The 25189-nt window shown below is 70.2% G+C and carries 15 protein-coding genes, 1 tRNA gene and 1 pseudogene; 7 read left to right on the top strand and 10 right to left on the bottom strand.

The window, feature by feature from the left end:
* Positions 1-64 precede the first annotated feature (64 nt).
* Positions 65-313, top strand: coding sequence for a hypothetical protein (locus tag ACWF9Z_RS12525; RefSeq protein WP_453601106.1), 249 nt, complete (start codon positions 65-67; stop codon positions 311-313).
* Positions 314-364: 51 nt separating this feature from the next.
* On the opposite strand, the pseudogene ACWF9Z_RS12520 reads toward ACWF9Z_RS12525, so the two are convergent.
* From ACWF9Z_RS12520 to ACWF9Z_RS12505, 4 genes and pseudogenes are all read right to left on the bottom strand, one after another.
* Positions 365-763 (bottom strand): annotated as a pseudogene (locus tag ACWF9Z_RS12520) (restriction endonuclease subunit S); the annotation flags it as partial.
* 128 nt (positions 764-891) lie between these two features.
* A complete protein-coding gene (locus ACWF9Z_RS12515) occupies positions 892-4452 on the bottom strand; it encodes a DEAD/DEAH box helicase family protein (RefSeq protein ID WP_453600862.1) in 3561 nt (1186 codons plus the stop codon).
* A 199-nt stretch (positions 4453-4651) separates the two neighbouring features.
* A complete protein-coding gene (locus tag ACWF9Z_RS12510; RefSeq protein WP_453600859.1) occupies positions 4652-5134 on the bottom strand; it encodes an NUDIX domain-containing protein in 483 nt (160 codons plus the stop codon).
* A 10-nt stretch (positions 5135-5144) separates the two neighbouring features.
* The gene (locus tag ACWF9Z_RS12505; RefSeq protein WP_453600856.1) at positions 5145-6368 is read right to left on the bottom strand and encodes a helix-turn-helix domain-containing protein; all 1224 of its coding nucleotides are present in this window, start codon (positions 6366-6368) and stop codon (positions 5145-5147) included.
* 206 nt (positions 6369-6574) lie between these two features.
* On the opposite strand from ACWF9Z_RS12505, the gene ACWF9Z_RS12500 reads away from it, so the two are divergent.
* The 6 genes from ACWF9Z_RS12500 to ACWF9Z_RS12475 are packed head-to-tail and all read left to right on the top strand — an operon-like array spanning position 6575 to position 12755.
* Positions 6575-7822: a methionine adenosyltransferase gene (locus ACWF9Z_RS12500; RefSeq protein WP_453600853.1), complete on the top strand. Its 1248-nt coding sequence runs from the start codon at positions 6575-6577 to the stop codon at positions 7820-7822.
* Positions 7822-8745: an aminoglycoside phosphotransferase family protein gene (locus ACWF9Z_RS12495; RefSeq protein WP_453600850.1), complete on the top strand. Its 924-nt coding sequence runs from the start codon at positions 7822-7824 to the stop codon at positions 8743-8745. Before ACWF9Z_RS12500 ends, ACWF9Z_RS12495 begins: the two co-directional genes overlap by 1 nt.
* A complete protein-coding gene (locus ACWF9Z_RS12490) occupies positions 8742-9458 on the top strand; it encodes a histidine phosphatase family protein (protein ID WP_453600848.1) in 717 nt (238 codons plus the stop codon). The genes ACWF9Z_RS12495 and ACWF9Z_RS12490 overlap by 4 nt, the downstream gene beginning before the upstream one ends.
* Positions 9451-10743 (top strand): serine--tRNA ligase, encoded by a 1293-nt coding sequence (gene serS, locus ACWF9Z_RS12485; protein WP_453600845.1) that lies wholly within the window; start codon positions 9451-9453, stop codon positions 10741-10743. The genes ACWF9Z_RS12490 and serS overlap by 8 nt, the downstream gene beginning before the upstream one ends.
* Complete coding sequence (locus ACWF9Z_RS12480; RefSeq protein WP_453600843.1) at positions 10744-11766, top strand: glycosyltransferase; 1023 nt, start codon at positions 10744-10746, stop codon at positions 11764-11766.
* Between the two features lie 35 nt (positions 11767-11801).
* Positions 11802-12755: a hypothetical protein gene (locus tag ACWF9Z_RS12475; RefSeq protein ID WP_453600840.1), complete on the top strand. Its 954-nt coding sequence runs from the start codon at positions 11802-11804 to the stop codon at positions 12753-12755.
* A 322-nt stretch (positions 12756-13077) separates the two neighbouring features.
* Here ACWF9Z_RS12475 and ACWF9Z_RS12470 read toward each other — a convergent pair.
* The 6 genes from ACWF9Z_RS12470 to ACWF9Z_RS12445 form a co-directional block, all read right to left on the bottom strand.
* Positions 13078-13151, bottom strand: a tRNA-Thr gene (locus tag ACWF9Z_RS12470).
* Positions 13152-13256: 105 nt separating this feature from the next.
* Positions 13257-14828 carry an alpha/beta hydrolase gene (locus ACWF9Z_RS12465; protein ID WP_453600839.1) on the bottom strand — a complete coding sequence of 524 codons (1572 nt, stop codon included), beginning with the start codon at positions 14826-14828 and terminating at the stop codon, positions 13257-13259.
* 302 nt (positions 14829-15130) lie between these two features.
* Positions 15131-16342, bottom strand: coding sequence for a DNA polymerase III subunit delta' (locus ACWF9Z_RS12460; protein ID WP_453600836.1), 1212 nt, complete (start codon positions 16340-16342; stop codon positions 15131-15133).
* 79 nt (positions 16343-16421) lie between these two features.
* On the bottom strand, positions 16422-19742 hold the full coding sequence (gene tmk / locus ACWF9Z_RS12455) for a dTMP kinase (RefSeq protein ID WP_453600833.1): 3321 nt from the start codon (positions 19740-19742) through the stop codon (positions 16422-16424).
* A 272-nt stretch (positions 19743-20014) separates the two neighbouring features.
* The gene (gene topA / locus ACWF9Z_RS12450; protein ID WP_453600829.1) at positions 20015-22843 is read right to left on the bottom strand and encodes a type I DNA topoisomerase; all 2829 of its coding nucleotides are present in this window, start codon (positions 22841-22843) and stop codon (positions 20015-20017) included.
* Between the two features lie 611 nt (positions 22844-23454).
* Positions 23455-24936: a DUF7059 domain-containing protein gene (locus ACWF9Z_RS12445; RefSeq protein ID WP_453601097.1), complete on the bottom strand. Its 1482-nt coding sequence runs from the start codon at positions 24934-24936 to the stop codon at positions 23455-23457.
* Between the last annotated feature and the right edge of the window lie 253 nt (positions 24937-25189).

The raw sequence follows: 25189 nt of genomic DNA, 5'->3' as shown, positions 1-25189 counted from the left end.
CCCGACCAATCTGGTCAGGACTCCCATTCCCCTCTACAACAAGAAGGTCGCCACGCTGGACCCTGTGACGCTCCAGCTCCCCCTCAAACAGCTCAATGTGATGGATCTCATCAAGATCAAGAGCCCCTCGGCCGACATTGGCAACACGGAGGAAGGGGAAAGAATTTTGGACTGGCCGCCTCTTCTGCTGCTTCTGGATGCCGCCGCTAACCTCGGCAACATCCGATACCAGACGGAGATCAGAATGAATCCCCTTCCGGCCAAGATCGCCCCGAGCAACGGAATTAAGCACCGCCACCCAGGCGGCATTTGACCGCCTCAAGCTGCGCTCTAGGCTTACCTCGGCAGCGTCAATACGCGACAGGTATCCCTCTAGGGCCTCAACAATACGCTGCTGCTCTGCAAGTGGCGGAATAGCGATCTGAACCTTCTCAAGGTTCTTCCTGGAGATCCGCTTCCTAGTCGTGCCGGTTTGAAAATTTTCGATCTGGCTCCGCACTTGCGGCGAGTTGATTGCCCACATAAGCCATCGACTATCGACACCCTCATCCCCGGGCCTAATGATGCAGACATCAACGACAGTCACTGCGGGCCGACTTCCGCCGGGATAGATACATGCACGACCGAGTGGATCGGGCATTCGGGCGACGAGAATGTCGCCTTCCTGAATGAAGGTGCACCGAAGATCATTCGCCTTTTCTGGCGTTAGTGATCGATTGCTCCGGTCTCGAAAATATCCGTCTCCGATGTCGGCCAGCTGCACGAGGCGAACCGACCCGTTCGGATCCTGATCTTTACTTTCGACCCAGTCGCCATCGCGAAGAACACCACCCGGCGCCACGACGTCCGCCAGCGAAGCCAGGCACCAACCTGGCGGGAGTTCCGTCTTACTCAAGCCAGTTCTCGATTCAGTTCATTCAGGAAGTCGTGCGGGTTACGCCCCGGGAAGGCCAGGGCAAGCCCCCTGCCGCCGCCGCGGCTGACGAACGGTTCGGCACGGAAGTCCGGCGGGGCGATGCCGACGTCGCTGGCGACGACATCTCGGATGCCCCCCAGCCACCACATCTGGTCCTCCGTGAACTCCACGCCAGCCTGCCTCTGCCGGAGCAGCCAGCCTTCGAAGCGCTCCTCTACCGTCTCACGGTACGGCTTCAGCTCCGAATCCACGCCGAGCTCGTATCGGATGAGCGAGATGAGGTCGGGCACGCCTGCCTCTTTGCTCGGCTGCTCGGCGGCACGGCCAAGGTCCTCGTAGTACGTCCAAAGTATCTGCGGGGTCCAGGCGAAGTCGGGGCGTCGGATCTTGTCCGCCAGCTCCTTGAGCGCCGCGTACGCCTCTGCCGGACCGACCGAGCGGGGGCTGGAGAGCGCGATGGAGATCGCAGCGATCTTGTCGCGTTCATCCTCCAGCAAGCGGCTCCAGCGGTCGACCTGCTCGCGTGCACGCTCTTCGCGGGGAATCGCGTGAACGTTGGTGACGGCGACCGCAGTGGTCTCGTCCATCACGTAGTCCTTGTCCCGTCGGATCTCGATGATCAGTCGGCGCAGGTCGGGGCTGGCGGTGAGCGGGGCCACAGCAGAAACGATCAGTGCGTGGGCTGCCTTTTCACCACCCTCCGCCATGGCTCGGTCCTGCCTATCGGGGTCAGCGGCTTGGACGATCTTGCCCGCGATATCCGAGAGGGTGAGACCGCCAGCCGCCTTGGTGATGTGATCGCGCTCGCCGTCGTTGAGCTGCTGGTTCAGGCGGGCCAAGCGACCGGCAAGGATTTCTGCCTCCGAGGCACTGATCGACTTGGTGCCAGCCTTATCGAGGAGCTTGGCCAGGGAGATCTGGCGCTCCCCCGCCGGAACGAGCGGCCGTGCGTCCACGAGTGGGGAGTCGGTGACGCCGACTGCGTCCACGAGGACGAAGCGCTCCTTACGCACTCGCTCATCCCCGCCAGGGGTCACCTCCCGCAACTCAGTGGCGTCGATCGTGCGGGCGCCTCGTCCCTTCATCTGCTCGAAGAGGACCGCGCTGCGCACCTCCCGAAGGAAGATCACAGACTCCAGCGCCTTCACGTCCGTGCCAGTCGCGATCATGTCGACGGTCACGGCGATCCGCATGCGCGGGGACGTTCGCAGGGCACGGATCAGCTCGTCAGGGTCCTCGCCGGCCTTACGGCTCTTGTACGTGATCTTCTTGGCGAACTCGTCGCCTCGCCCGAAGACCTCCTTGACCTGAGCAAGCACGTCCTCGGCGTGGTCCTCGCCGACCGCGAAGATCAGCGTCTTGGGAACCTCCTTGCGGCCGGGGAACCACCGCTGCCAGTTGTCCCGATAGGCGGTGAGAACGGCTCGGATCTCATCGACAGCCACCACAGAGCGTCCGATCTGACGTGTGGTGTACGTGAAGTCGTCCGCCAGTTGCTCGTAGCGCTGGTATCGGGTCTTCCGGTCACGGATCTTGACCGTTGTGCCCTCGTCTATGGTGGCGCCACCGTTCTCCCGCAAATCTGTGTGGATGCGGATGACGTCGAAGTCGACGTTGACGCCGTCGGCTACTGCCTGGGGATAGGTGTACTCGGAGACCAGGTTCCGGCCGAAGAAACCGAGGGTCTGCAGGGTCGGAGTGGCGGTCAGCCCGACAAGGTGGGTGTCGAAGTACTCCAGCACCGCACGCCAGAGGCCGTAGATCGAGCGATGGCACTCATCCACGATGATCAGGTCGAAGGACTCGATCGGCACAGCCGGGTTGTAGCCGACCTTGATGGGCTGTGCAGCGGCATAGGACTCTTCGTACGCCGTGTCGTCGTTGGCCTCATCGACTGGGTCGTCGTCCACGAGCTGCTCGCCGGTCAGCAGGCGGTACATCTTCTGGATCGTGCAGATCACGACCGAGCTGCTGTCCTGCAGTCCTGCAGCGCCTAGGCGCTCGACGTTGTAGATGTCGGAGAACTTGCGGCCGTCGTCCGGGGTCGTGAACTTCCGGAACTCATCCAGGGCCTGCTTACCGAGGTTGTTCCGGTCGACGAGGAACAGCACGCGGCGTGCTCGGGCGTGCTTGAGCAACCGGTACGTCTGGGAGACGGCGGTGTAGGTCTTGCCCGCACCAGTCGCCATCTGGATCAGAGCCCGCGGCTTGTCCAGAGCAAGCGAGCTCTCCAGGTTCTTGATCGCCTCGATCTGCGCCGGACGCAAGCCGTTACGGTGCAGCTCCGGAACACTGCGCAGGGCGGCGCGGAAGGTGGGGGCGGCCGGATGCTCCTCGGCACGGCGCATCCAGTCTGCGATGGTCTCCGGCTTGTGGAAGGCGAACACCTCACGGGAGCGCGCCTCGGGGTCCAGCCGGTTGATGAAGTACGTCTCGGTGCCCGTGGTCGCGTATCGGAAGGCGAATGGCTCGTCCTCGCGCCAAACGGCGAGCCGGTGCTCCTTGAGCACTCCGCCTGCGTAGCGGTCGTTCTGCGCGACCGCGCTGGCCAGGTGCGTGCCCTCACGCTTAGCCTCGATGACGCCGGCAATCTGTCCGTCCACGTACAGGACGTAGTCAGCCCGTCCCGTGGCGAGCGTGAACTCCCGCACGGCCACGCCCCGGCCGGCCATGGGGTTGACCTCGCTGCGGTCCTGCACTACCCAGCCGGCGGCGCGCAGCAGCTTGTCGATCTCCTTGCGGGCTTCGATCTCGTTCAGCGGAGCCCGCCGCTGCGCACGATGGATGATCGCGTCACGGGCCGCCGGATCGACCTTCCGCGGGGCCTGACGGGCCTCTTCGTACTCGGCCGTCTGAGCAACTCGCATCTCGGCGACTTGCGCTGCCAGCTGTTCGATCTGGGCGAGGAGCTCCGCGTTGTTCGTGCTGGCACTGGTGATGAGGCGTTCCGCCTCGGCCCGCGCCTTCCGCTCGGCCTCCAGCTCGCTCGTGGACTCCGTGAGGCGCGTGCGCGCCTCGGTCAGGGCCTGACGATGGCCGTCCAGGGCCTCATTCAGTTCCGCGACCTCGTCCGGATCCGAGAGCTGTTCGACTGTCTCCGGATCCGTAGGCGGCACGAACTCCACAACTGTGCGGCGCCCGGAGATCGCGTCGTGGAACCACAAGCCGAGCTTGTGGCAGACCCGAACGGTATCCAGTGCTCGTGCCGTGTCGAACAGATGAGCATGAGCGGCCTTGTTACGGTCCACCCGCAACTGGTCAAAATCCCGACGCGTCTCGGGGATCAGGACACCAGCCCGAGTCAGGGCGGTCAGCCGGTCGATCTGCCGGTCACCGTCCACTCGCATGCCGATCCGGGTGATCAGCTCCTCGGCGAGGACTTCGCCGAACTGGCCTGCCTGGACGAGCGAGGAGTTCGGGTTCGTGAAGACCGTGGCCTCGGCCTGGGCGCCGTAGAGCGACAGCAGGGGCTTCAGTGGGTAGAGGATGCCGAAGTTCGGAGAGGACTTCGCCAGTTTCTGCAGTCGCTCGTCCATGTCCCCCACCAGCTACTCCGTCCCCATGGCGCTCGACCGTGATGCCGCGCCGTTGTGTCGAATTGGCACACAGTCTACGAGGACGTGATCAATATGCGGAGGAAAATTGGGCAGGTAGGACAGCCCTAGTCGTAATGCCCGCAGGGGGCTTGCCAAGACTCATGCACCGGCATGCCCTTGTCTGAGTCGGGAAGTGGTCTCAGGTTGTTGGTTCCGGAGGCTGCCCGTGTTCCAGGTACGCGGTCAAGCCACTCGTTCGGGCCTGGACTCCAGCGACGATTCGGCGCGCGAGGCGGGGGATGGTGAGGTCTGGCACCTGCTCAGCGTCGTGGAAGTCGTAGCCGCGGAGCTCGTCCGCTTGGAGTGCGATCTGTTGGCGGTGGTCTGCGCTTAGGCGGCCGCCGTCGAAGAGGTAGAGGACCTTGTCTCCCTCTCCCGGGTTCGGCGCCCAGTCGACGACGAGGAGGCGGCCGATGTGGGGCTTGATGCCCAGTTCTTCGTGGACTTCGCGCACACATGCCTGTCGGGGCGACTCGCCCTGTTCGACGTATCCGCCGGGAAGGTCTCGGTAGTCCTTGTACGACGGCTCGACGAGGAGGACTCGATCAGCTTCGTCGAAGAAGAGAGCGCCGGCCGCCATGCGGGGGTGGGCCATCTTCGCTTCATGCTCGTTCTCGCTCACGGATTCGACTCTAGCCGCCAGCGATGATGCGGAGCCTGCGTGCCAGGTCGGCCACGGGATGGGAGGGCCGGCCTCGGGTACCGCGTATCCAGCCGATGACCAGTTCTCGGCTCATGTAGTGGTGACGGACCTGTTCAGGGGCCGCCTGTTCAGCTTCCAGGAGGACGGCCAGGGCTTCGTCGGTCCGGTTCCAGGCACTCAGCGCCCTGGCAACTTCGAGGCTGTGCCGCACGCGCCGTTCCACTGGCATTCCGCTGGTGTCGATGTGTGCGCCGAGGTCCGCGGCGATCTGAATGTCGCCGAGTTCGCCGGCGGTGGCTACGCAGTGGATCGCGACGTTCGTCGGACCGAAGGCTGTCCACATGTGGTTGGCATCGGCGCCGAGTCGCTGCGCGGTCTCGTCGGCCTCTCGGAGGAAGGTCTGCGTAGCTGCCCGGTCCTCTGCTCGTGCGGCGGCCATCGCCCCGGTGAGGAACAGCGTCCCGTACACCGAGAGGTACTCGTCGTTTGCAGTGCCCAGTTCCGGCTGCATGACGGCTGCCGCGTCGTTCACGAGCTGGACCGCTGCCGTGAAGCGTCCGGTGGCCAGGAGGCAGTGCGTGACCGCTCGGAAAAGCGAACCCGTGACCTCGCTTCGGCCGCTGTGCTGCGCGGCTGCCAGACCGCGGTCAGCGGCGATCCATGCCAGTTCGGGCTCTCCGACCTTCCCCAGCACCATGGCTGCTCCGTGGTAGGCGAGGGCGAGCAGGGCATTAGCCTCCTCCCCCTCGTACCCCGAGTAGGCGCGGGATGCGGCGAGCGCGTCGGCCAGGACGAGGGGAAGACGTCGGGTGGCGAAGCCGTAGCGGGATGCCTGGTAGGCGTCGAGGACGTCGCCCACGTTGGCTCGAAGGTCCTGTAGGGCAGGTGGTTCGTCATCGGGTGCAGGGCCCAACAGGGGCGTGAGCTGCTTGTAGTCCATCAGCGCTTCGCGTAGCGCGGGGACTGTGCGGTGTCCGCTGTCGGCCGACCACTCCATGAGCGTCGGCTCCGCGAGTAGGTCTCCGAGAGAGACGTCGAGGGCGTCGGCGAGTGAGGTGATCACCGAGAGGCGATCAAGCTCGATCCGGTTGTTCTCCGCCTTGCTCAGCCAGTCCGTCGTGCGGCCGACAAGGCCGGCCAGGACCTCTTGGGAGAGGCCGCGCCGCCGCCGGTACCAGGCAACGCGCTCCCCGATGGTCAGGTTCTCTGTCATCCCTCGCATGTCCTGATCATCACCTCGTGGCCGAAGTGGACCCCGGAAGGTTTTTCCGGGGTGTCGCGGGGTGCCCTGGCTACTGTCGCAACAGACCGAGAACGCCGCTGGGAAATGCGAGCAACTCAACCTGCATCAACCGGCTTTGGCTAATGACGCCCATCCGTCCCACCCGTCTTCTTCAGGCAGAGAGATCGGAGTTTGTCATGCGTAAAACCATCACGACTGAGGGCGGTTGCCTGTCCATCGAGACGGGCACCGCCGAGCCCGATGCGACGACGATCGTCGAGCGGAAGGGACTCGGCCACCCCGACACCCTGGCCGACCACCTCGCCGAGCGGCTGTCCCGCGCTTACAGCCACTACACGGTCCAGCGCTTCGGCGCAGTGCTGCACCACAACTTCGACAAGCTCGCCCTCCTCGGCGGGGCCAGCGAGGTCCGCTACGGCGCTGGTCGGATGACGGCCCCGGTCCGTGTCTTGGTCAACGGGCGGGCCGCGCCCATGTGCGGAGGCGAGACGATCCCCGTCGAGGAGATCGTCGAGGCCGAGGTCAGGGCGTTCTTCGCCGAGCGGCTCCCGGAAGTGTCGGACCACCTCGACATCACGTTCAACATCACCAGCAACTCCAGCCCCGGCGCGGTCCTCACGGGCGACACGGTGCCGGACCGCACCCGCTGGTTCAACCCACGCTCCATCGACGACCTGCGAGAGCGTCGGGTGCGACTCTCGAACGACACCTCCCTCGGCACCGGGTGGGCCCCGGAGAACGCCTTCGAGTCGTTCGTCCGCGAGCTGGTGAACCACTTCTCCGGCGAGAGCGACTTCACCCTCTCCCACGCCTGGTGCGGCTCCGACGTCAAGCTCATGGGCTACTGGGACGGGGACCAGGCCGACGTCGTCCTGTGCGTCCCGCAGAAGTCGCGCCACGTCGGCAGCCGCGCCGAGTACGTCCGCAATGCCGAGACCGTCCTGGCCGAGTGCTACCGCATGGCCAGCCTCCGCCTCCCCGGCGCACCGGCCCGCTTCCGGCTCAACGCCCGCGACGTCCCGGAGAAGGACGAGCTGTACCTGACGTACACAGGCAGCTCGATCGAGTCCGGCGACGAGGGCGTCGTCGGCCGCGGCAACCGGGTCAACGGACTGATCACGCCGCTGCGGCCCATGAACCTGGAGGGCGCCAACGGCAAGAACCCCGTCTACCACGTCGGCAAGCTCTACAACATCGCCGCCCAGCGCCTGGCCGAGCGGCTGCACGAGGCCACCGACGGGCACGCGGAGGTGCACCTGGTCAGCACCACCGGCCAGCGCCTCGACCAGCCGTGGCGGATCCTGATCCGGCTGTCCTCCCCGGACGCCGAGACCGACAAGGTCCAGGCGCTCGTGGCCGAGGCACTGGAGGGCTTCCCCTCCCTCACGGACGAGCTGGTCTCCGACGGGATCGTGCTGAGCTGATGGCGACGCAGACGCTCGGAGATGTGCCCTCGGGGTGTCGGGAGCGGCTGCTCGCGCACTACGGTCCGTCGGTCCAGGAGTGGCTGGAGGCCGCCCCGGGCCTCTTGGCCGAGGCGGCGAAGCGGTGGGACCTCTCGCTGAGGGGCTACCACGATGCCGGACACGCCTCGGCGGTCGCGCTCGCCGTGGCACCCGACGGGAGCCGGTTGGTTCTGAAGGCGTGGGTCGACCCCATCCGCTACCGCCACGAGATCACCGCATTACGGGTATGGGCTGGCGGCCCGACCGCGAACGTAGTCGAAGCGGCGGATGACCTCTCGGTGGCGGCCCTGGAGCTGGTCGGCGGACGGCCCGGAGGCGTCGGTCGTCCCGCACGGGAGACGCAATCGGTGGCCGGCGCGATCCACAGGCTCCATGCCCTTGGCCGCCGGAGGCCCGGATCGGGCGTGCCCATGCTGACCGACTTCACGCGCGAGGTCGTTCTGCCTCGCATCCACCAACGAGCGCAGGCGCTCGACCTCGGCACCCGTGAAGGACTTATACGGGAGGCGTGCCACGGGCTTGCCGGCCTCAGTCACGCCCCTGCCCGGACTACGGTCCTGCACGCGGACCTGTACGCGGAGAACGTCATCTTCGACGCGCGGCGGCAACCACACCTGATCGATCCACACCCTGTGGAAGGTGACGCAGCCTTCGACTGGGCCTTCTGGAGCGTCTATTACGACCTCGAACAGGGGATGGCCGATCGGCTGGCCACCGCCGCTCGGATCTCCCGCATCCCCGTACCGGAGATCCTGCCGTGGTGCAGGGCCCTCGCTGTCGATGGCCTCCTCTACTACAGGGAGATCCACGACCCCGCGGAACCGAAGATCGCCGCGGCCCTGTCCGATCTGCTGGCTACTGGAGCAGGGGGTGACCGATGACGACGTACGTCCTCCGTCACGGCCAGACCAACTACAGCAAGCGCTACCTGGTCAACGGCGACCCGACCAAGCACATCCACCTCAACGAGGAAGGCCGGCACTCCCTGCGCCGCCCCTGGACCACGCTCCCCCTGCACTCGGTGGCCACGTGGCTGACCAGCGAATTCCCGAGGGCTCGCCAGACGACCTCGCTGCTGATGGGTGTCCCGTCCGCCGGGCTCGTGGTCGACCCCCGGCTGAACGAACTGGACTACGGGGAATTCGAGAGCAGCCCCTTCCTCGAATACGCCGTCTGGCTCGACACGCACGGCTCCGGCGAGCGCCCACCCGGCGCTTCCGAGTCTCAGCGCGAGGGCATCCGCAGGATGCTCGCCGGAGTGCTCGGGGCTCTGGAGCGCCCTGGGCCCCGGGTCCTCGTCGGGCACGGCCTGCTGGTTTCGGTCCTCCTCTGGTACCGCGACCGCGCGGAGGGAGAGGCCATGCCGCTGTTCTTCCCCGAGGCCCCGTACGTCGAGCCGGTCGCCATTCCCGATGACGAGCTGCCCATTCTGATCACCGCACTCCTGGGCGATCTTGATTCGGGTGCGCGCAGGGAGATCACCGGCGCCAGTGACGCGGCGATATTGCGGATCAGCGAGGGGTCGACGGTTGCTAACGTCGATGGGGTATCCCCATCCCACTCGCTGGATAAAAAGGATCTTCCTCATGCATGACGCCCGCGCCCTGATTGAAATGGGTGCCGAAGCAGTTCGTCGGCTCGCTCGTCGCGGTTACTCCCTGGACCTGTCCCGGCTGGAAGACCTCCAGTCCCGGCGCAACCAGAGCATCCGCTCAGCCGACGAGCTGCGGGCGGAGGCCAAGCGGGTGGCGAGCGAAGTCCAGCAGACGGCCAAGCAGGGCGGCGATATCTCCAAGCTGAAGGAGCGCGCCCGTGAGCTGAAGGACCAGATCCGGGACATCGACACCGAGCAGGAGCAGGTGCAGGAGGAGCTGACCGATCTGCTCCTCACCATCCCGAACCTGCCGGACGACACGGCCCCGGACGGCGACTCCGACGAGTTCGCAGTCGAGGTCCGGCGCGTCGGCACCCCGCCGGCCTTCTCCTTCGAGCCGAAGGACCACGTCGACCTCGGCGAAAGCACCGGCATGCTCGACTTCGCCCGGGCGACTAAGCTGTCGGGCCCCCGGTTCGTCGTCTCCCGCGGGGCGGGCGCCGCCCTGGAGCGCGCCCTGGCGACGCTCTTCCTCGACATCCACACCCGTCGCCACGGGTATGTCGAGCACGCGGTCCCCTACCTGGTCACCCGCAAGACGATGACAGGCACCGGACAGCTGCCGAAGTTCGAGGAGGACCTGTTCAAGACCGGCGTAGCCGACCGTGAGCTGTTCCTCATCCCGACGGCCGAGGTACCGCTGACCAACCTCTACGCCGACGAGATCATCCCGCCGGCCGACCTGCCACTGTCCCTGACCGCGCACACGCCGTGCTTCCGGTCCGAGGCGGGCTCGTACGGTCGTGACACCCGAGGCCTGATCCGCCAGCACCAGTTCGCCAAGGTCGAGATCGTCCAGATGGTCGACCCCGCGGACGCGGACGCCACGCTGGAGACGATGGTCGGCCACGCCGAGGCGTGCCTGAAGGAGCTCGGCCTCGCCTACCGCGTCGTCAAACTGGCCGCCGGTGACACGGGCTTCTCCGCCCAGCTCACGTACGACATCGAGGTCTGGATCCCCAGCCAGAACACGTACCGCGAGATCTCCTCGATCTCGAACTTCGGCACCTTCCAGGCCCGCCGCGCGAACATCCGCACCCGAGGCGAGGACGGCAAGCCCAAGCTCGTCGCCACCCTCAACGGATCAGGCCTGCCCATCGGCCGCACCCTGGCCGCGCTCCTCGAACAGTGCCAGCAGCAGGACGGCTCCCTCGTCCTTCCCGAATCTCTCTTCCCGTACCTCGGCTTCCGCCGTATCTCGGCGGACGGAACACCGGAGGCATAAGTGCTCGTCGGCGTCTGCGACTTCCCTGGTAGCTACGCCTTTCCACCCGCCGGGTACGGCGGGATCGAACGATGGCTGTGGGCGGTCGCCGTAGGCGCCCGAGCCGCAGGCGCCGACGTACACCTCCTCGGGCAGGCCTGGCTCACGGACCTGGAACACGACTGGGTCCGCAAGCCGGTCCGCCTGGAGGACATCACCGCCGGATCGCTCGCCGAGCGCGAGCTCCGCGACACCGGGTACGACCTCCTGGTCGTGGGGCACGAGTACCCCTCGCTGCCTGCCTGGACCCGCACTTGGAATGCTCTGGACTGCGACGTCGCCACGTTCCAGCACTCGCCGGTCTTCCAGCACACCGCCACCGCCTTCGACGGCAAGCGGTCCCGCCTCTACTGCTACTCGCCCGAGATGATCGAGCGATACGCCGACCACCAGCCGATCTCCGAGCTGGCCGTCCACCTCGGTCTCAACGAGGAGGAGCCGCCGGCCAGCGCGGGACAGGATCTGGTCTGGCTCGGCCGCATCGACGCCGAGAAGGCGTCGCACCTGGCCGTACGCGCTGCCCAGATCCTGGGCCGGAAGATCCGCGTCGTCGGCCCGGTCTTCGATCACGACTACGTACAGAGCCACGGCCGCCTCTTCGGAGCGGACCACGTCGAGTGGGTCGGCGAACTCGGCGGCCCCGCCAAGACGGCCGCTCTCCGCGACGCCTCCGTCTTCGTCTACACCTACGCCCGCACCTACGTGGAGGCCGGCGCCGCCGTCTTCGGCGAGTCCCTCCGCGCCGGCACCCCCATGGCCGCCCTCACCTGGCGCACTGGAACCTGCGCCGAAGCCGCCCTGTGCGACCAGACCGGTGCCATCACCGTGGCCAACCCCAACGAGGACGACGAGGCGGCGGCCCGTCGGCTGGCACACGCCATCGAACAGGCCGAGGACCTCGATCACAGTCAGGTCCAAGAGATCGGCATGCGCCGCTTCGACCCCGCGCGGCACTTCTCGGCAATGGCGGCTCGATCGTGCTGACTGCGGCCAGCCGTGCGACCGGCGACGCCCTGGCCTTGCGCATACCCACCGTGCTTCGCGCGGCGTTAGGCCCCCGCTGGGAGTTCACCGTCGACGGCCCCCGTATCGAAATCCAGCACCCGCGCCGAGACACCCCCTACCGCCCGCCGCGTCGGCTGCCTTCGTGGGAGGAACTCCTCCACAGCCTGCAGACCGCCTTCGCCGACATCGGCGCTCCACGCGACGACTGTCTCCCGCTCCGCTGGGGACGCGACACAGAGCTCACCATCTCAGCAGTCCAGGCACTCGACCCGCTCCTCAAGGACGGAAAGCGCCAGACGTACCGCCGCGGCTTCCTCCCCCAGCCCGTCGTCCGCTTCACCGGTGAACGCGACGCCTCGGGCAACCTGCGCGACGGCTTCCTGACCTCCTTCGTCAATGTCTCCCGCGTCCAGCCCATAGAACGACTCGACGAGTACGGCGCCATCCTCGACGGCTGGCTCTCCGTCCTCTCCCAACTCGGCTTCCACGCCCGCCACGTGAGCATCCACGGGACTCTCACCCCCTGGCGCCGGCGCGAGGTCGCAGGCATCACCCTGCACTGCCGCCACCTCGGCCTCGACCTTGGCGACATCGTCCTCCTGTGGAACTCCGACGACCCGACCTGCATGGCCGTCGACCTCGGAACCGGCCTGGAACGTCTCGCCTGGGCACGTACGCAGCAACAATGGCAGGCTCTGATTTACGGGCGCTTCGCTGACACGGCGCCTCCAGCGACGCTGGACGCCGTTCGCACCGCCACGCTCCTCCTTGGCCACGGGATCAATCCCGCGCCCCGCGGGGCTGGGGGCGTCACCCGCCGGGTCATAGGCGCGATCGACCCTGATGTTGCGCACCTCGGCGTCAGCGCCATCGTCCGCGAGGCGTTCGACTACTGGTCTCTCTTCGGCGTCCTGCGTGTCCCTTGGCCGACAATCACGGCTCTCATCGAGGAAGAGCTGCGCCGGTAGGAATCCGGCGCCGATACCCGTGCCAGAAGCGCAAGCACGACAACACGGGGTCCCCCTCCAACGCAAGGCAGAGCAGGAAGAGCAGGCGCGCAAGGCCGCCAAGAAGGCCCAGCGGGCCGAGAAGGCGAAAGCCAAGAGGAGGAAGAAGGCCACCCACTCCGGCTCAGGCCGCCACGGCACGACGCAACACATACCCCGTGGCCCCGAAATCCGCCCATCCGCTCACGCATGGAGTTCCGGGATCGGCCGCCCCACGCGCCGGCCGATCCCGGAAATAGCAAAAGCCCCAGGTCACGGCGAGTGAGTCCTGGGGCTTCTACAGAGCCGCCTTCGGGATTCGAACCCGAGACCTACGCATTACGAGTGCGTTGCTCTGGCCAGCTGAGCTAAGGCGGCACCGCTGGGAAGACAAGAATTTCCCTGGTGGGAGGCTCTCATCAGCAGCGGCGCCAAGTCTACAGGGTTAAACGGGGTGCCTCGAACAGGGGCCGGGGAGGCGGGTCAGCACTTCTTTCCGTCCTGCGGAGGGGTGCCTTCCAGCAGGTAGCGGTTGATCGCCGAGTCGATGCACTCGCTGCCGCGGCCGTACGCGGTGTGGCCGTCCCCGTCGTACGTCAGCAGCACGCCCGAGTCGAGTTGGCCCGCCAGGGACTGGGCCCACTTGTACGGGGTCGCCGGGTCGCGGGTGGTGCCGACCACCACGATCGGCGGGGCGCCCTTCGCGTGGAGCGCGGCGGCCTTGCCCGTGGGCTTGGTCGGCCAGTACGCGCAGTTCAGCGAGGCCCAGGCGAGGCCCGGGCCGAAGACCGGGGAGGCCTTGGTGAAGGAGGGCAGCGCCTTGTCGACGGCTGCGGGGCCGTCGAAGGCCGGGGGCTGGTCGAGGCAGTTGACGGCGGCGTTCGCGGACATGAGGTTGGCGTACTTGCCGTCCGGTCCGCGCTCGTAGTAGCTGTCGGCCAGGGCGAGCAGGCCGTTGCCGTCGTCGTCGTTGATCGCGGCCGAGAGCGCCTCGCGCAGCTGCGGCCAGGCGTTCTCGTCGTACAGCGCGGCGATCACCCCGGTCGTCGCCAGGGACTCGCCGAGCCCGGTGCGGGCCCGGTCGGTGGTGGGGACCGGCTGGGCGTCCACCTTGCGGAAGAACTCCTTCAGGCGCTCCGCCACCGCGTCCGGGCTGCCCTGGCCGAGCGGGCAGTCCGGCTGCTTGGCGCAGTCCGCCGCGAAGGCCCGGAAGGCCGTCTCGAAGCCCTCGGTCTGGTCCCGGTTCAGTTCGAGCGCCGGACGGGACGGGTCCATCGCCCCGTCCAGGACCAGCCGGCCGGTCCGGCCCGGGAAGAGCTCCGCGTACGTCGCCCCGAGGAAGGTGCCGTACGAGGCGCCGACGTACGACAGCTTCTCGTCGCCCAGGGCCGCGCGCAGCACGTCCATGTCACGGGCCGCGTCCACGGTCGAGACGTGCGGCAGGATCCGCTGCGAGCGGGCCTGGCAGGCGGCGGCGAACTCCTTGAAGGCCGCCACGAGCTGGGCCTGCTCCGCCGCGTTGTCCGGGGTCTGGTCCACCTGCGTGTACTTGTCCATGGCCGGGCCGGTCAGGCACTCCACGGGGCTGCTGCGGTCCACGCCGCGCGGGTCGAAGGAGACCATGTCGTACGCGGCGCGGACCTGCGCCGGGTAGCCGATGCCCGCGTAGGCCTGGAGGTATCCGATCCCGGAGCCGCCCGGACCGCCCGGGTTGACCACCAGCGAGCCGAGCCGCTTGCCGGGGGCGGTGGCCTTGCGCCGGGCCACCGCGATGTCGATGTCTCCGGACTCGGGGTGGTCGTAGTCCAACGGGGCCTTCATGGTGCTGCAGTCGAAGCCGGGGACGCCGCACTCGCGCCAGCTCAGCTTCTGGTCGTAGTACGGGCGCAGCGCGGCCGGAACGGCGCCCGCTTCGGCCGAGGGCGCGGCGGAACCCCCTCCCGGCGACGCGGAGGCCCGGGGTCCCCCCGAACCACCCGAGGTGCATCCCGAGAGGAACAGCCCCGCGGCGGCGATCACGGTACCGGTGGTGCGCAGCAGGCGACTGGTGTCCATCCCCGGAGCCTACGGCCTGCGGACACGCCGGGTCGGGCGGCCCGCACCCTGAGCGGCGGACGACCGCACGGGCGCGGTCCCCCGCCCCGCACCGGACGGGCGCCGTCGCGGACCCGCCGCCCGAACCGCCCGAACGGGTGAAGTCGTCAACCAGAGGTGACGCGGGACGGAACGGAGAGGCCCAGCGGAAGAACCGAGCGGAAGGACCGAACGGGCACGTGGAGCGGCACGTGGAGAAGGCATGTGGAGCCGGGAGAGCACGCCGGGGAGGCCGGCCCGCCGGCCCGCCGGCCCGACCGCCCTCAGCCCGCGCGCAGCGACATCGTCATCGCCTCGACGGCGAGCAGCGGGGCCACGTTGCGGTCCAGTGCCTGCCTGCACGCGATGATCGCCTCGATGCGCCGCAGCGTCCGCTCCGGGCCCGACGCGCGGGCGATCCGGTCCAGGTCCTGGCGTATCTCCACGTTCGCGAGGTCCAGCGAAGAGCCCAGCTGGAGGACCAGCACGTCCCGGTAGAAGGCGGTGAGGTCGGTCAGCGCCAGGTCGAGGCTGTCGCGCTGCGTACGCGTACGCCTGCGCTTCTGCCGGTCCTCCAGCTCCTTCATCACGCCTGCCGTACCGCGCGGCATCCGTCCGCCCGTACCGGCCCCGGCGCCGAGCGCGGCCCTCAGCTCCTCGGTCTCCTTGGCGTCCACTTCCTCCGCGACCTGCTTGGCGTCCTCGGCGGCGGCGTCCACCAGCTCCTGCGCCGCCTTGAGGCAGCCGCCCACGTCGTCCACGCGCATCGGCAGCTTCAGCACGGTGGCCCGGCGCGAGCGCGCCGCCTCGTCGGTGGCGAGCCGGCGGGCCCGGCCGATGTGGCCCTGCGTGGCGCGGGCCGCGGCCTGTGCGACGGCCGGTTCGATGCCGTCGCGCCGGACCAGCACCTCGGCGACGGCGGACACGGGCGGAGTACGCAGCGTCAGGTGCCGGCAGCGGGAGCGGATGGTGGGCAGCACGTCCTCCAGCGAGGGCGCGCACAGCAGCCACACGGTCCGCGGCGCCGGCTCCTCCACGGCCTTGAGCAGGACGTTGCCCGCGCCTTCCGTGAGGCGGTCGGCGTCCTCCAGGACGATGACCTGCCAGCGTCCGACGGCCGGGGAGAGCTGCGCCCGGCGGACCAGGGCCCGGGTGTCCTTCACGCCGATGGACAGCTGATCCGTGCGGACGATCTCCACATCGGCGTGCGTACCGATCACGGTGGTGTGGCAGCCGTCGCAGAACCCGCAGCCCGGCTCTCCGCCGAGCGCACGGTCCGGGCTGGTGCACTGGAGCGCGGCCGCGAAGGCGCGGGCGGCCGTGGCGCGCCCGGAGCCGGGCGGGCCGGTGAACAGCCAGGCGTGCGTCATCTTGGAGGCGGCCGGCGCCTGCGTCCCCGCTTCGATGGCGGTGACCAGCGCGTCGGCGTCGCGGGCGGCGGCGGCCAGCTGCGTCTGGACCCGTTCCTGTCCCACCAGGTCGTCCCATACGGGCATCCCGCCCACCACCCTTCCCCTCGCGTACCGTCCGTGCCTACTGCTCACCCAGTGTGGCGCGCGCCACTGACAAACCCCGTCAGGAGCGGCGCGGACCGCGGCCTTCGTCGTCCTCGTCGTCCCGGCGCCGGCCCAGCAGTTCGTCCGCCAGCGTGGGCAGGTCGTCGAGCGGGGTCTCCTCCGCCCAGTCCGAGCGCGCCCGGCGCGGGCGGCCGTCCTCGCCGAGGAGGGGCAGCTCGCGGGTCGCGTCGTTGCCGCCGTCCCGGAAGATGCCCGGCGGCACCCGGTCGGCCGGGTTCTCCGCGGGCCGCTGGGCCGTGGGCCGCGACGCCGAGTGCTGCGCGCGGGGCGTCCCCGCCTGGTTCGCGCCCGTACCGGCGCCCGTCCCCGGAGCCGTACGCGGCCCCGTGCCCGACGGGCGTACGGGAGGCAGGACGGCCGTCTCGTCGGCCGGGCCCGTCGCGCGGACGGGCGGCAGCACCGAGGTCTCCGCGGCCGGGTCGATCTTCGGGACGGGGACCGTCTGCGTGACGTCGTCCGGCTGCACGACCCGCTTGACCACCGGGGTCTCGACCGTCAGCGCGTCGTCGGGGTGCGGTTCCCCGCGCCCCCGCGTGCCGCTCTCGCGCGCGTCCGTCCGGCGCGCGTCGGTCTGGCGTGCGTCGGTCTCGTGCGCGTCGGCCTTGCGCAGGTCGGCCCTGGGCGCGGCCGCGGGAGGCGCGGGCGCGGCGGGCACGCCCGGCACCGGCGCGGAAGCCGCGGCCCGCGCGGCCGAGGCCGCGGCGGCGGCGTTCGCGGCGGCCGCCACTTCGGCCGCCGAGGCCTCGGCCAGGCGCCGCGCCTCCTCCGCCTTCAGCAGGGCCTCTTCGGCCCGCCGCTGCTTCTCCACCCGGCGTTCCTCGGCCTCGGCGCGCAGCCGGGACTCCTCCTCCGCCTGCTTGCGCAGCCGCTCCTGCTCGATGGCGCGGGCCTTTTCCTCGGCCTCCCACCGCAGCCGCTCGGCCTCGGCCCGCTCACGGGCCTCCTCCTCGGCGCGCAGCCGCTCCTCGGCCGCCTTGCGGGCCGCCTCGGCCTCCGCCCTGACCCGGGCCTCCTCGGCCTCGCGGGCCTTGCGGGCCTCTTCCTCGGCCAGCAGCCGTGCCTCTTCGGCCTTGCGCGCCGCCTCTTCCTCGGCCTTGCGCTTCGCCTCCTCCTCGGCGCGCCGGCGGGCTTCCGCCTGCGCGGCCACCTCGGCCTCCGAGAGGGGGAGCATCCGGTCCAGACGGTGGCGCACGACCGTACTCACCGACTCCGGGTCCTGGCCCGCGTCGACCACCAGATAGCGCCCGGGGTCGGCCGCCGCCAGCGTCAGGAATCCGGCCCGCACCCGCTGGTGGAACTCCGCCGGCTCCGACTCCAGCCGGTCCGGCGCCTCCGTGAACCGCTCCCGGGCCGCCTCCGGCGACACGTCGAGCAGCACGGTCAGGTTCGGTACGAGGCCGTCCGTGGCCCAGCGCGAGATACGGGCGATCTCGGTCGGGGACAGGTCCCGGCCGGCGCCCTGATAGGCCACCGAGGAGTCGACGTAACGGTCGGTGATGACGACCGCGCCGCGCTCCAGGGCGGGCCGTACGACGGTGTCCACGTGTTCGGCGCGGTCGGCCGCGTACAGCAGGGCCTCGGCGCGGTTCGAGAGTCCGGCGGAGGACACGTCGAGCAGGATCGAGCGCAGCCGCTTGCCGACCGGGGTGGCCCCGGGCTCGCGCGTGACGACGACCTCGTGGCCCTTGCCGCGTATCCAGTCGGCCAGCACGTCCACCTGGGTGGACTTGCCGGCGCCGTCGCCGCCCTCCAGGGCGATGAAGAACCCGGCGTCGGACGCGGCCTGCACCGGCTCCCCGCCGCGCAGCGCCTCGCGCAGGTCGCGGCGCAGCGGTACGCCGCTGCGGTCGTCGGCCTTGGCCAGGACGACCACGGCGACCGGCAGCAGCAGGGCGCCGACCAGCATCAGCGTGAAGGCCGCGCCGCCGTGCGCGAAGACGACCCCGCCGCCGGCCAGCCGGTGCGGGCCGATGGCCGCGGCGAGCAGCGGGGCGGCCACGGCGCCGACGGCCACGGCGACCCGGACGACGGCCTGCAGGTGCTCGGTGACCCGGGCCCGGCGGAACTCCTCGGTCTCCTGGTCCAGCAGCGTGTGCCCGGTGTTGGCGGCGACGCCGGCGGCGGTGCCCGCGAGCAGCGACAGGAACACCACGGTCGCGGTATCGGGGACCAGCCCCGTCAGCAGCAGCGCCAGCCCGGCCACCGCGATGGCCAGGGCCAGCAGGCGGCGGCGGGACAGGGCGGGAAGGACCTTGCCGGCCTGGGTGGCGCGGATGCCGAGGGCGGTGCCGCCGAGCAGGGCCAGGACGAACAGCGAGAACGCGGCCGCTCCGCCCCCCAGGTCGGTGGCGTGCAGGACGGACACGGCAGCGGCGGCGGCGATCGCTCCGGCGACGGCCGCGCAGGCGAGGACGAGGAGCGGGATGGCCCCCGTACGCCCCTTCTCGGGCCGGTCCCCCGCCTTGGGGGCGCGCAGCCCCTCCAAGGGGGAGTGCGGCCGGGGGGTCTTCGTGCCGGGCAGTACCAGCGGGAGCAGCAGCGACACGGAGGCCGCGAAGAGGCCGGAGGCCACGTACGAGCCCAGCGCGGCCTGGTTGTCGGCGAACCAGCCGACGCCGAGGCCGAGGGCCTTGCCGATCAGGGTCGCCGCGAGCAGCGCGGCCGCCGCGACGGGCAGGGCCGCGAAGGAGGTGCGGAGGTTCAGCCGGCGCAGGGCGTCGAGGTGGTCCGGGAGCGGCCGCACGGCCGCGCCCTCCGGCGGCGGCGCCGGAAGCAGGGCGGGCGCCGCGCTGTCCTTGGCCAGCGCCCACAGCCGCTCGGCGGCTCCGGAGACGAAGACGGTGGCGAGCAGGGCGGTCAGCGCCTGGTCCGGAAGCCAGTCGAGCCACAGCGGGGCGACCACGAACAGGCCGAGCCGGACCCCGTCGGCGCCGATCATCGTCCAGCGGCGGTCCAGCGAGCCGCCGGGGGCGGTGAGCTTGGACAGGGGCCCCAGGAGGACGGCGCCGAACAGGACGGTGGCGAGCACGCGGACGCCGAAGACGGCGGCGACCGCCAGGGCCCAGCCGATGTATCCACCGCCGAAGGCTTCCTGGTCCACGGCCGCCTGGAAGGCGAGCAGGACCAGGACCAGCAGGGCGAGGGCATCACCGATGCCGCTGACCAGTTGGGCGCTCCACAGCCGGCGGAGCCTGGGCGTGCGCAGCAGGGCGCGCACCGCCCGCTCGCGGGAGTCCGCGGCGAGGGCTTCGTCGTAGGTGGGGGCGGTGGCGGTGTCGGCGGTGGCGGTCACGACCGTTGGCTGCTCGGCTCGCGTCATCCGCCCAGCCTATCCGCTGCGCTTGGCGGGTGCTGAGCCCTGTGGACAAGGTCCGGTGTGACCCCCGACCCACCTCCGGGGCGGCGCCCCGGGGCCGTCCCGCCGCCGCCGAAAAGGGCAGGGCCCGTGCGCGTCGCACGGGCCCTGCCCTTCACCGCCCGCGGGCGGGTACCGAAACCGGGGCGCGGAACGGAACCGGGTCCGGCGCCACGAACGGGACCACGACCCCGACCGGGACCACGGCCGAGGCCGGGGCCCGGCCTGTGCCGGGACTACTCGTCCGCCGGAACGGCGACGGCCTTCTTCGCGACCGCCTTCTTGGCGGCGGTCTTCACCGCGGCCGTCGTCTTCTTCGCCGTCGTCTTCTTGGCGGCAGCGGTCTTCGCCGTCGTCGCCTTCTTGGCCGGGGCCTTCTTCGCCGGGGCCTTCTTCGCGGGAGCCTTCTTGGCCGTCTTCTTGGCCGGACCCTTCGCCCGCTTCTCCGCGAGCAGCTCGTATCCCCGCTCGGGCGTGATCGTCTCGACGTCGTCGTCCCGCCGCAGCGTCGCGTTCGTCTCGCCGTCCGTCACGTACGGCCCGAAGCGGCCGTCCTTGACCACCACCGGCTTCTCGCTCACCGGGTCGGTGCCCAGCTCCTTCAGCGGAGGCTTGGCCGCCGCGCGCCCGCGCTGCTTCGGCTGCGCGTAGATCGCCAGCGCCTGCTCCAGCGTGATCGAGAAGAGCTGCTCCTCGGTCTCCAGCGACCGCGAGTCCGTGCCCTTCTTCAGGTACGGGCCGTAGCGGCCGTTCTGCGCGGTGATGTCCACGCCCTCGGCGTCCACGCCCACGACCCGCGGCAGGGACATGAGGCGCAGCGCGTCCTCCAGCGTGACCGTGTCCAGGCTCATCGACGCGAACAGCGAGGCCGTCCGCGGCTTCACCGCGTTCTTGCCGGTCTTCGGCGTGCCCTCCGGCAGGATCTCCGTCACGTACGGCCCGTAGCGGCCGTCCTTCGCGACGATCTCGTTCCCGCTGACCGGGTCCTTGCCCAGCTCGAACTCGCCGCTCGGCTTCGCGAACAGCTCCTCCGCGTACTCCACGGTCAGCTCGTCCGGTGCCATCTCCTCCGGCACGTCCGCCCGCTGGTGGCCCTCGGAGTCCTTCTCGCCGCGCTCCACGTACGGCCCGTAGCGGCCGACGCGCAGCACGATGCCCTCGCCGACGGGGAAGGAGGAGATCTCCCGGGCGTCGATCGCGCCCAGGTCGGTCACCAGCTCCTTCAGGCCGCCGAGGTGGTCGCCGTCGGCCGGTACGACCTCGGTCGCGTCCTCCGAGCCGAAGTAGAACCGCTTCAGCCACGGCACGGACTGGGCCTCGCCCCGCGCGATGCGGTCGAGGTCGTCCTCCATCCTGGCCGTGAAGTCGTAGTCGACGAGCCGCCCGAAGTGCGTCTCCAGCAGGTTGACCACGGCGAACGACAGGAAGGACGGCACGAGCGCCGTGCCCTTCTTGAAGACGTACCCGCGGTCGAGGATCGTGCCGATGATCGACGCGTACGTCGACGGGCGGCCGATCTCGCGCTCCTCGAGCTCCTTGACCAGCGAGGCCTCGGTGTAACGGGCCGGAGGCTTGGTCGAGTGGCCGTCGGACGTGATCTCCTCGGCCGACAGCGCGTCGCCCTCCGCGACCTGCGGGAGGCGCTTCTCGCGGTCGTCGAGCTCGGCGTTCGGGTCGTCCGCGCCCTCGACGTAGGCCTTCATGAAGCCGTGGAAGGTGATCGTCTTGCCGGACGCGGAGAACTCGGCGTCCCGGCCGTCCGCCGCGCGGCCGCCGATCTTCACGGTCACCGAGTTGCCGACCGCGTCCTTCATCTGGGAGGCGACGGTCCGCTTCCAGATGAGGTCGTACAGGCGGAACTGGTCGCCGGTGAGACCGGTCTCGGCGGGAGTGCGGAAACGATCACCCGAGGGGCGGATCGCCTCGTGCGCCTCCTGCGCGTTCTTGACCTTGCCGGCGTAGACGCGCGGCTTCTCCGGCAGGAACTCGGCGCCGTAGAGCTGCGTGACCTGCGCCCGCGCCGCCGACACCGCGGTGTCGGAGAGCGTGGTGGAGTCCGTACGCATATAGGTGATGAAGCCGTTCTCGTACAGCTTCTGCGCCACCTGCATCGTCGCCTTCGCACCGAAGCCGAGCTTGCGCGAGGCCTCCTGCTGGAGCGTCGTCGTACGGAACGGGGCGTACGGGGAGCGGCGGTACGGCTTGGATTCGACCGAGCGGACCGCGAACGCGGTCTGCTCCAGCGCGGCGGCCAGGGCCCGCGCGTTCGCCTCGTCGAGGTGCAGCACCTCGCTCTTGAGCTGGCCCGTCGAGCCGAAGTCGCGGCCCTGCGCGACGCGCTTGCCGTCCACCGTGTTCAGGCGGGCGACCAGCGTGGAGGGGTCCGAGGCGTCACCGGCGCGGCCGGTGGCGAAGGTGCCGGTCAGGTCCCAGTACTCGGCGGTGCGGAAGGCGATCCGCTCCCGCTCCTTCTCGACGACCATGCGGGTGGCGACCGACTGGACGCGGCCCGCCGACAGCTTCGGCATGACCTTCTTCCACAGGACCGGCGAGACCTCGTAGCCGTAGAGGCGGTCGAGGATGCGGCGGGTCTCCTGGGCGTCGACCATGCGCTGGTTGAGCTCGCGCGGGTTGGCGACGGCGTCGCGGATCGCGTCCTTGGTGATCTCGTGGAAGACCATCCGGTGGACGGGGACCTTGGGCTTGAGGACTTCCTGCAGGTGCCACGCGATGGCTTCGCCCTCGCGGTCCTCATCGGTGGCGAGGAAGAGTTCGTCGGACTCGGCCAGCAGCTCCTTGAGCTTCCTGACCTGGGCCTTCTTATCGGCGTTGACGACGTAGATCGGCGCGAAGTCGTGTTCGACGTCCACACCGAGGCGACGGACTTCACCGGTGTACTTGTCGGGAACCTCGGCCGCGCCGCTGGGGAGGTCGCGGATGTGCCCGACGCTCGCCTCGACGACGTATCCCGGGCCGAGGTAGCCCTTGATCGTCTTCGCCTTGGCAGGGGACTCGACGATGACGAGTCGGCGGCCGCCCTTTGCGGTCTCGCTAGTCGGGGACAACTTGGCTCTTCTCTCCGGTCGGCACACGGTCGCGGTACGGCGACGCTGCGGAGTGTGACGGTACAACCCGCCCCCGTGTCAAACGGCAGAAGCCCGCAACGGCCACTCGAACGGTAACCCGACAAGTGCCATTTCTGCCGCCCGGATGCCGCGCCAGGCCCTCCGCGATCACCGGGCCGAGTGGCCGAAGGGCCGTCTGGCCCCGCCCCCGCACCCCTCTTCACATCGGCGTTTGCGTCCCCACGCGCTCCTCGGGGGGAACCGCGGCGAAACCCGGCGCGCCGCCCGCGAGCGCCCCCGCCCGCCCGTCCCGCCCGGCCGCGTGGCCGGATCCACGCGGGCGCCGCACGGGCGCCGGCGGCCGTTCCGCGGGTGACGCGCGTCCCGGTCCGGGGTCCGGCGGCGGGGCGCACTCCCTCCGCCGCCGACGCTCCGTGCCGGGCACCCGCCCCCGTCCGGACCGGGGCGGCGACCGGCCGGCGGGAAGAGGGCGGCCCGCCGTCCGCGCACCTTCCGCACGCGTGGCGTACGCGTTCCGCATGCGTTCCGGAGGCGTTCCTGACGCGTTCCGGATGGCGTCCTCCCGCCGGGCGCGGGCCCCGGAAGGACCCCTACGCCTCCGGCGACGGCTGCGCGAGCGGCTCCAGGAAGCCCTGCTCCACCAGCATCCGGATCGCCTCCGGCGTCCGGTCCCTCAGGACCACCGGATCCTCCTCCACCAGCTGCGCGATCGCGTCCAGGATCCGGCCCGCGCTCAGTGATCCGTCACACACCCCGGCGAAGCCGGCGCCGACCGTGTCGACCTTGGTCGCGCGCCGCATCCCCCGGTTCTGCCGGAGCACCACGTGTTCCGGATCCTCCGCGCCGGGCGCGCCGACCTGCTCCTGCACGATCTCCTCGGCCAGCTGGAAATAGCCCTCCAGCAGGGCCGCGTCATCGTGGTCCCGGAGGTAGTCCTGCCGGGCGAAGTGCGCGAGGACGGCCTCTCCGAGCGGCTGTTCCACCGAGTGCGGCCATTCCTCGACCACGATCGACGGCTCGGCCGCGTCGCTGCGCCGCAGCGTGATCCAGCCGAATCCGACCGCCTTGGTCTTGCGGGCCTCGAACTCGTCCAGCCAGTCCTCGTACCGCCGCTCGTACTCGGCGGGGTCGCTGCGGTGGTCCCCCGCGTCGCGCAGCCACAACTCCGCGTACTGCGTGACGTCCTGCACGTCACGCTGCACGATCCAGGCATCGCACCCGCGCGGCACCCAGCTCCGCACCCGGTCGTGCCAGTCCTCGCCGTCCACGTGCTGCCAGTTGCCGAGGAACTGCGCGTACCCGCCCGGGTTGAGCCGGGCGCCCGCCTCCTGGACCAGCGTCCGGCACAGGTCGTCGCCGCCCATCCCGCCGTCCCGGTACGTCAGCCGGGCCCCGGGCGAGATCACGAACGGCGGATTCGACACGATCAGGTCGTACGTGGCCCCGCCGACGGGCTCGAACAGCGATCCGGCGAGCAGCTCGGCCTCCGGGGCTCCCGACAGCGCCAGCGTCAACCGGGTGAATTCCAGGGCGCGGGGGTTGACGTCGGTCGCCGTGACCCGGGTGGCGTGCTGGGCCGCGTGCAGCGCCTGGATCCCCGATCCGGTGCCGACGTCGAGGGCCGAGGCGACCGGGGTCCGGACCGTGATTCCGGCCAGCGTGGTGGACGCGCCGCCGACTCCGAGGACCACGCCCTCCTCCCGGCTCCCGATCCCGCCCGCCCCGCCGACGGCGCAGCCGAGGTCGGAGACGATGAACCAGTCCTCGCCCTCCGGACCTCCGTACGGGCGCACGTCCACGACGGCGTGCACCGTGTCCTCGCCGTCGCCGGCCTCCTCCCGGCGCAGCCAGCCGTCGGCCAGCGCCGCATCGAGGGGCAGCGCGGCCGAGGCATGCGCGGCCGGCACGGGCTGCTGGAGCAGGAACAGCCGGACGAGGCTCGCGAGCGGCCCGTCACCGGCGCCGCGCGTGGCGCGCAGTGCGGGAACCGTCTCGCTGCGGGCGAGCGCCACGTAGGCGGGGGCGCCGAGCAGGTCGAGCAGTCCGTCGGCGGTGAAGCCGGCGGCGAGCATCGCGGCGCGGAGCTCGGCGGCGCGGCCGGACGAGGGGAGGCGGGTGGGCAGACCGGAGGGAAGGCTGGTGGTACTCACCCGTCCATTGTGGCCGCTGCCGCCGGCATTCCCCGCGCCACACGGCGCCGGAACCCGGAACACGCCGGGGGGGGGGGGGGGGCGGAGGGTTTAGGCGCGGACGCACAGCTGGGGGGGGGCGCCGACCCACACGAAGAGAGGGCGGGGCGCGCGAGGGGTTGTTGGTACTGTGTGC

It is taken from the genome of Streptomyces sp. NPDC054961 (assembly GCF_053609145.1).
Note: the sequence above shows the minus strand (reverse complement) of the source record. Positions and strands in the feature narration are given on the sequence as shown.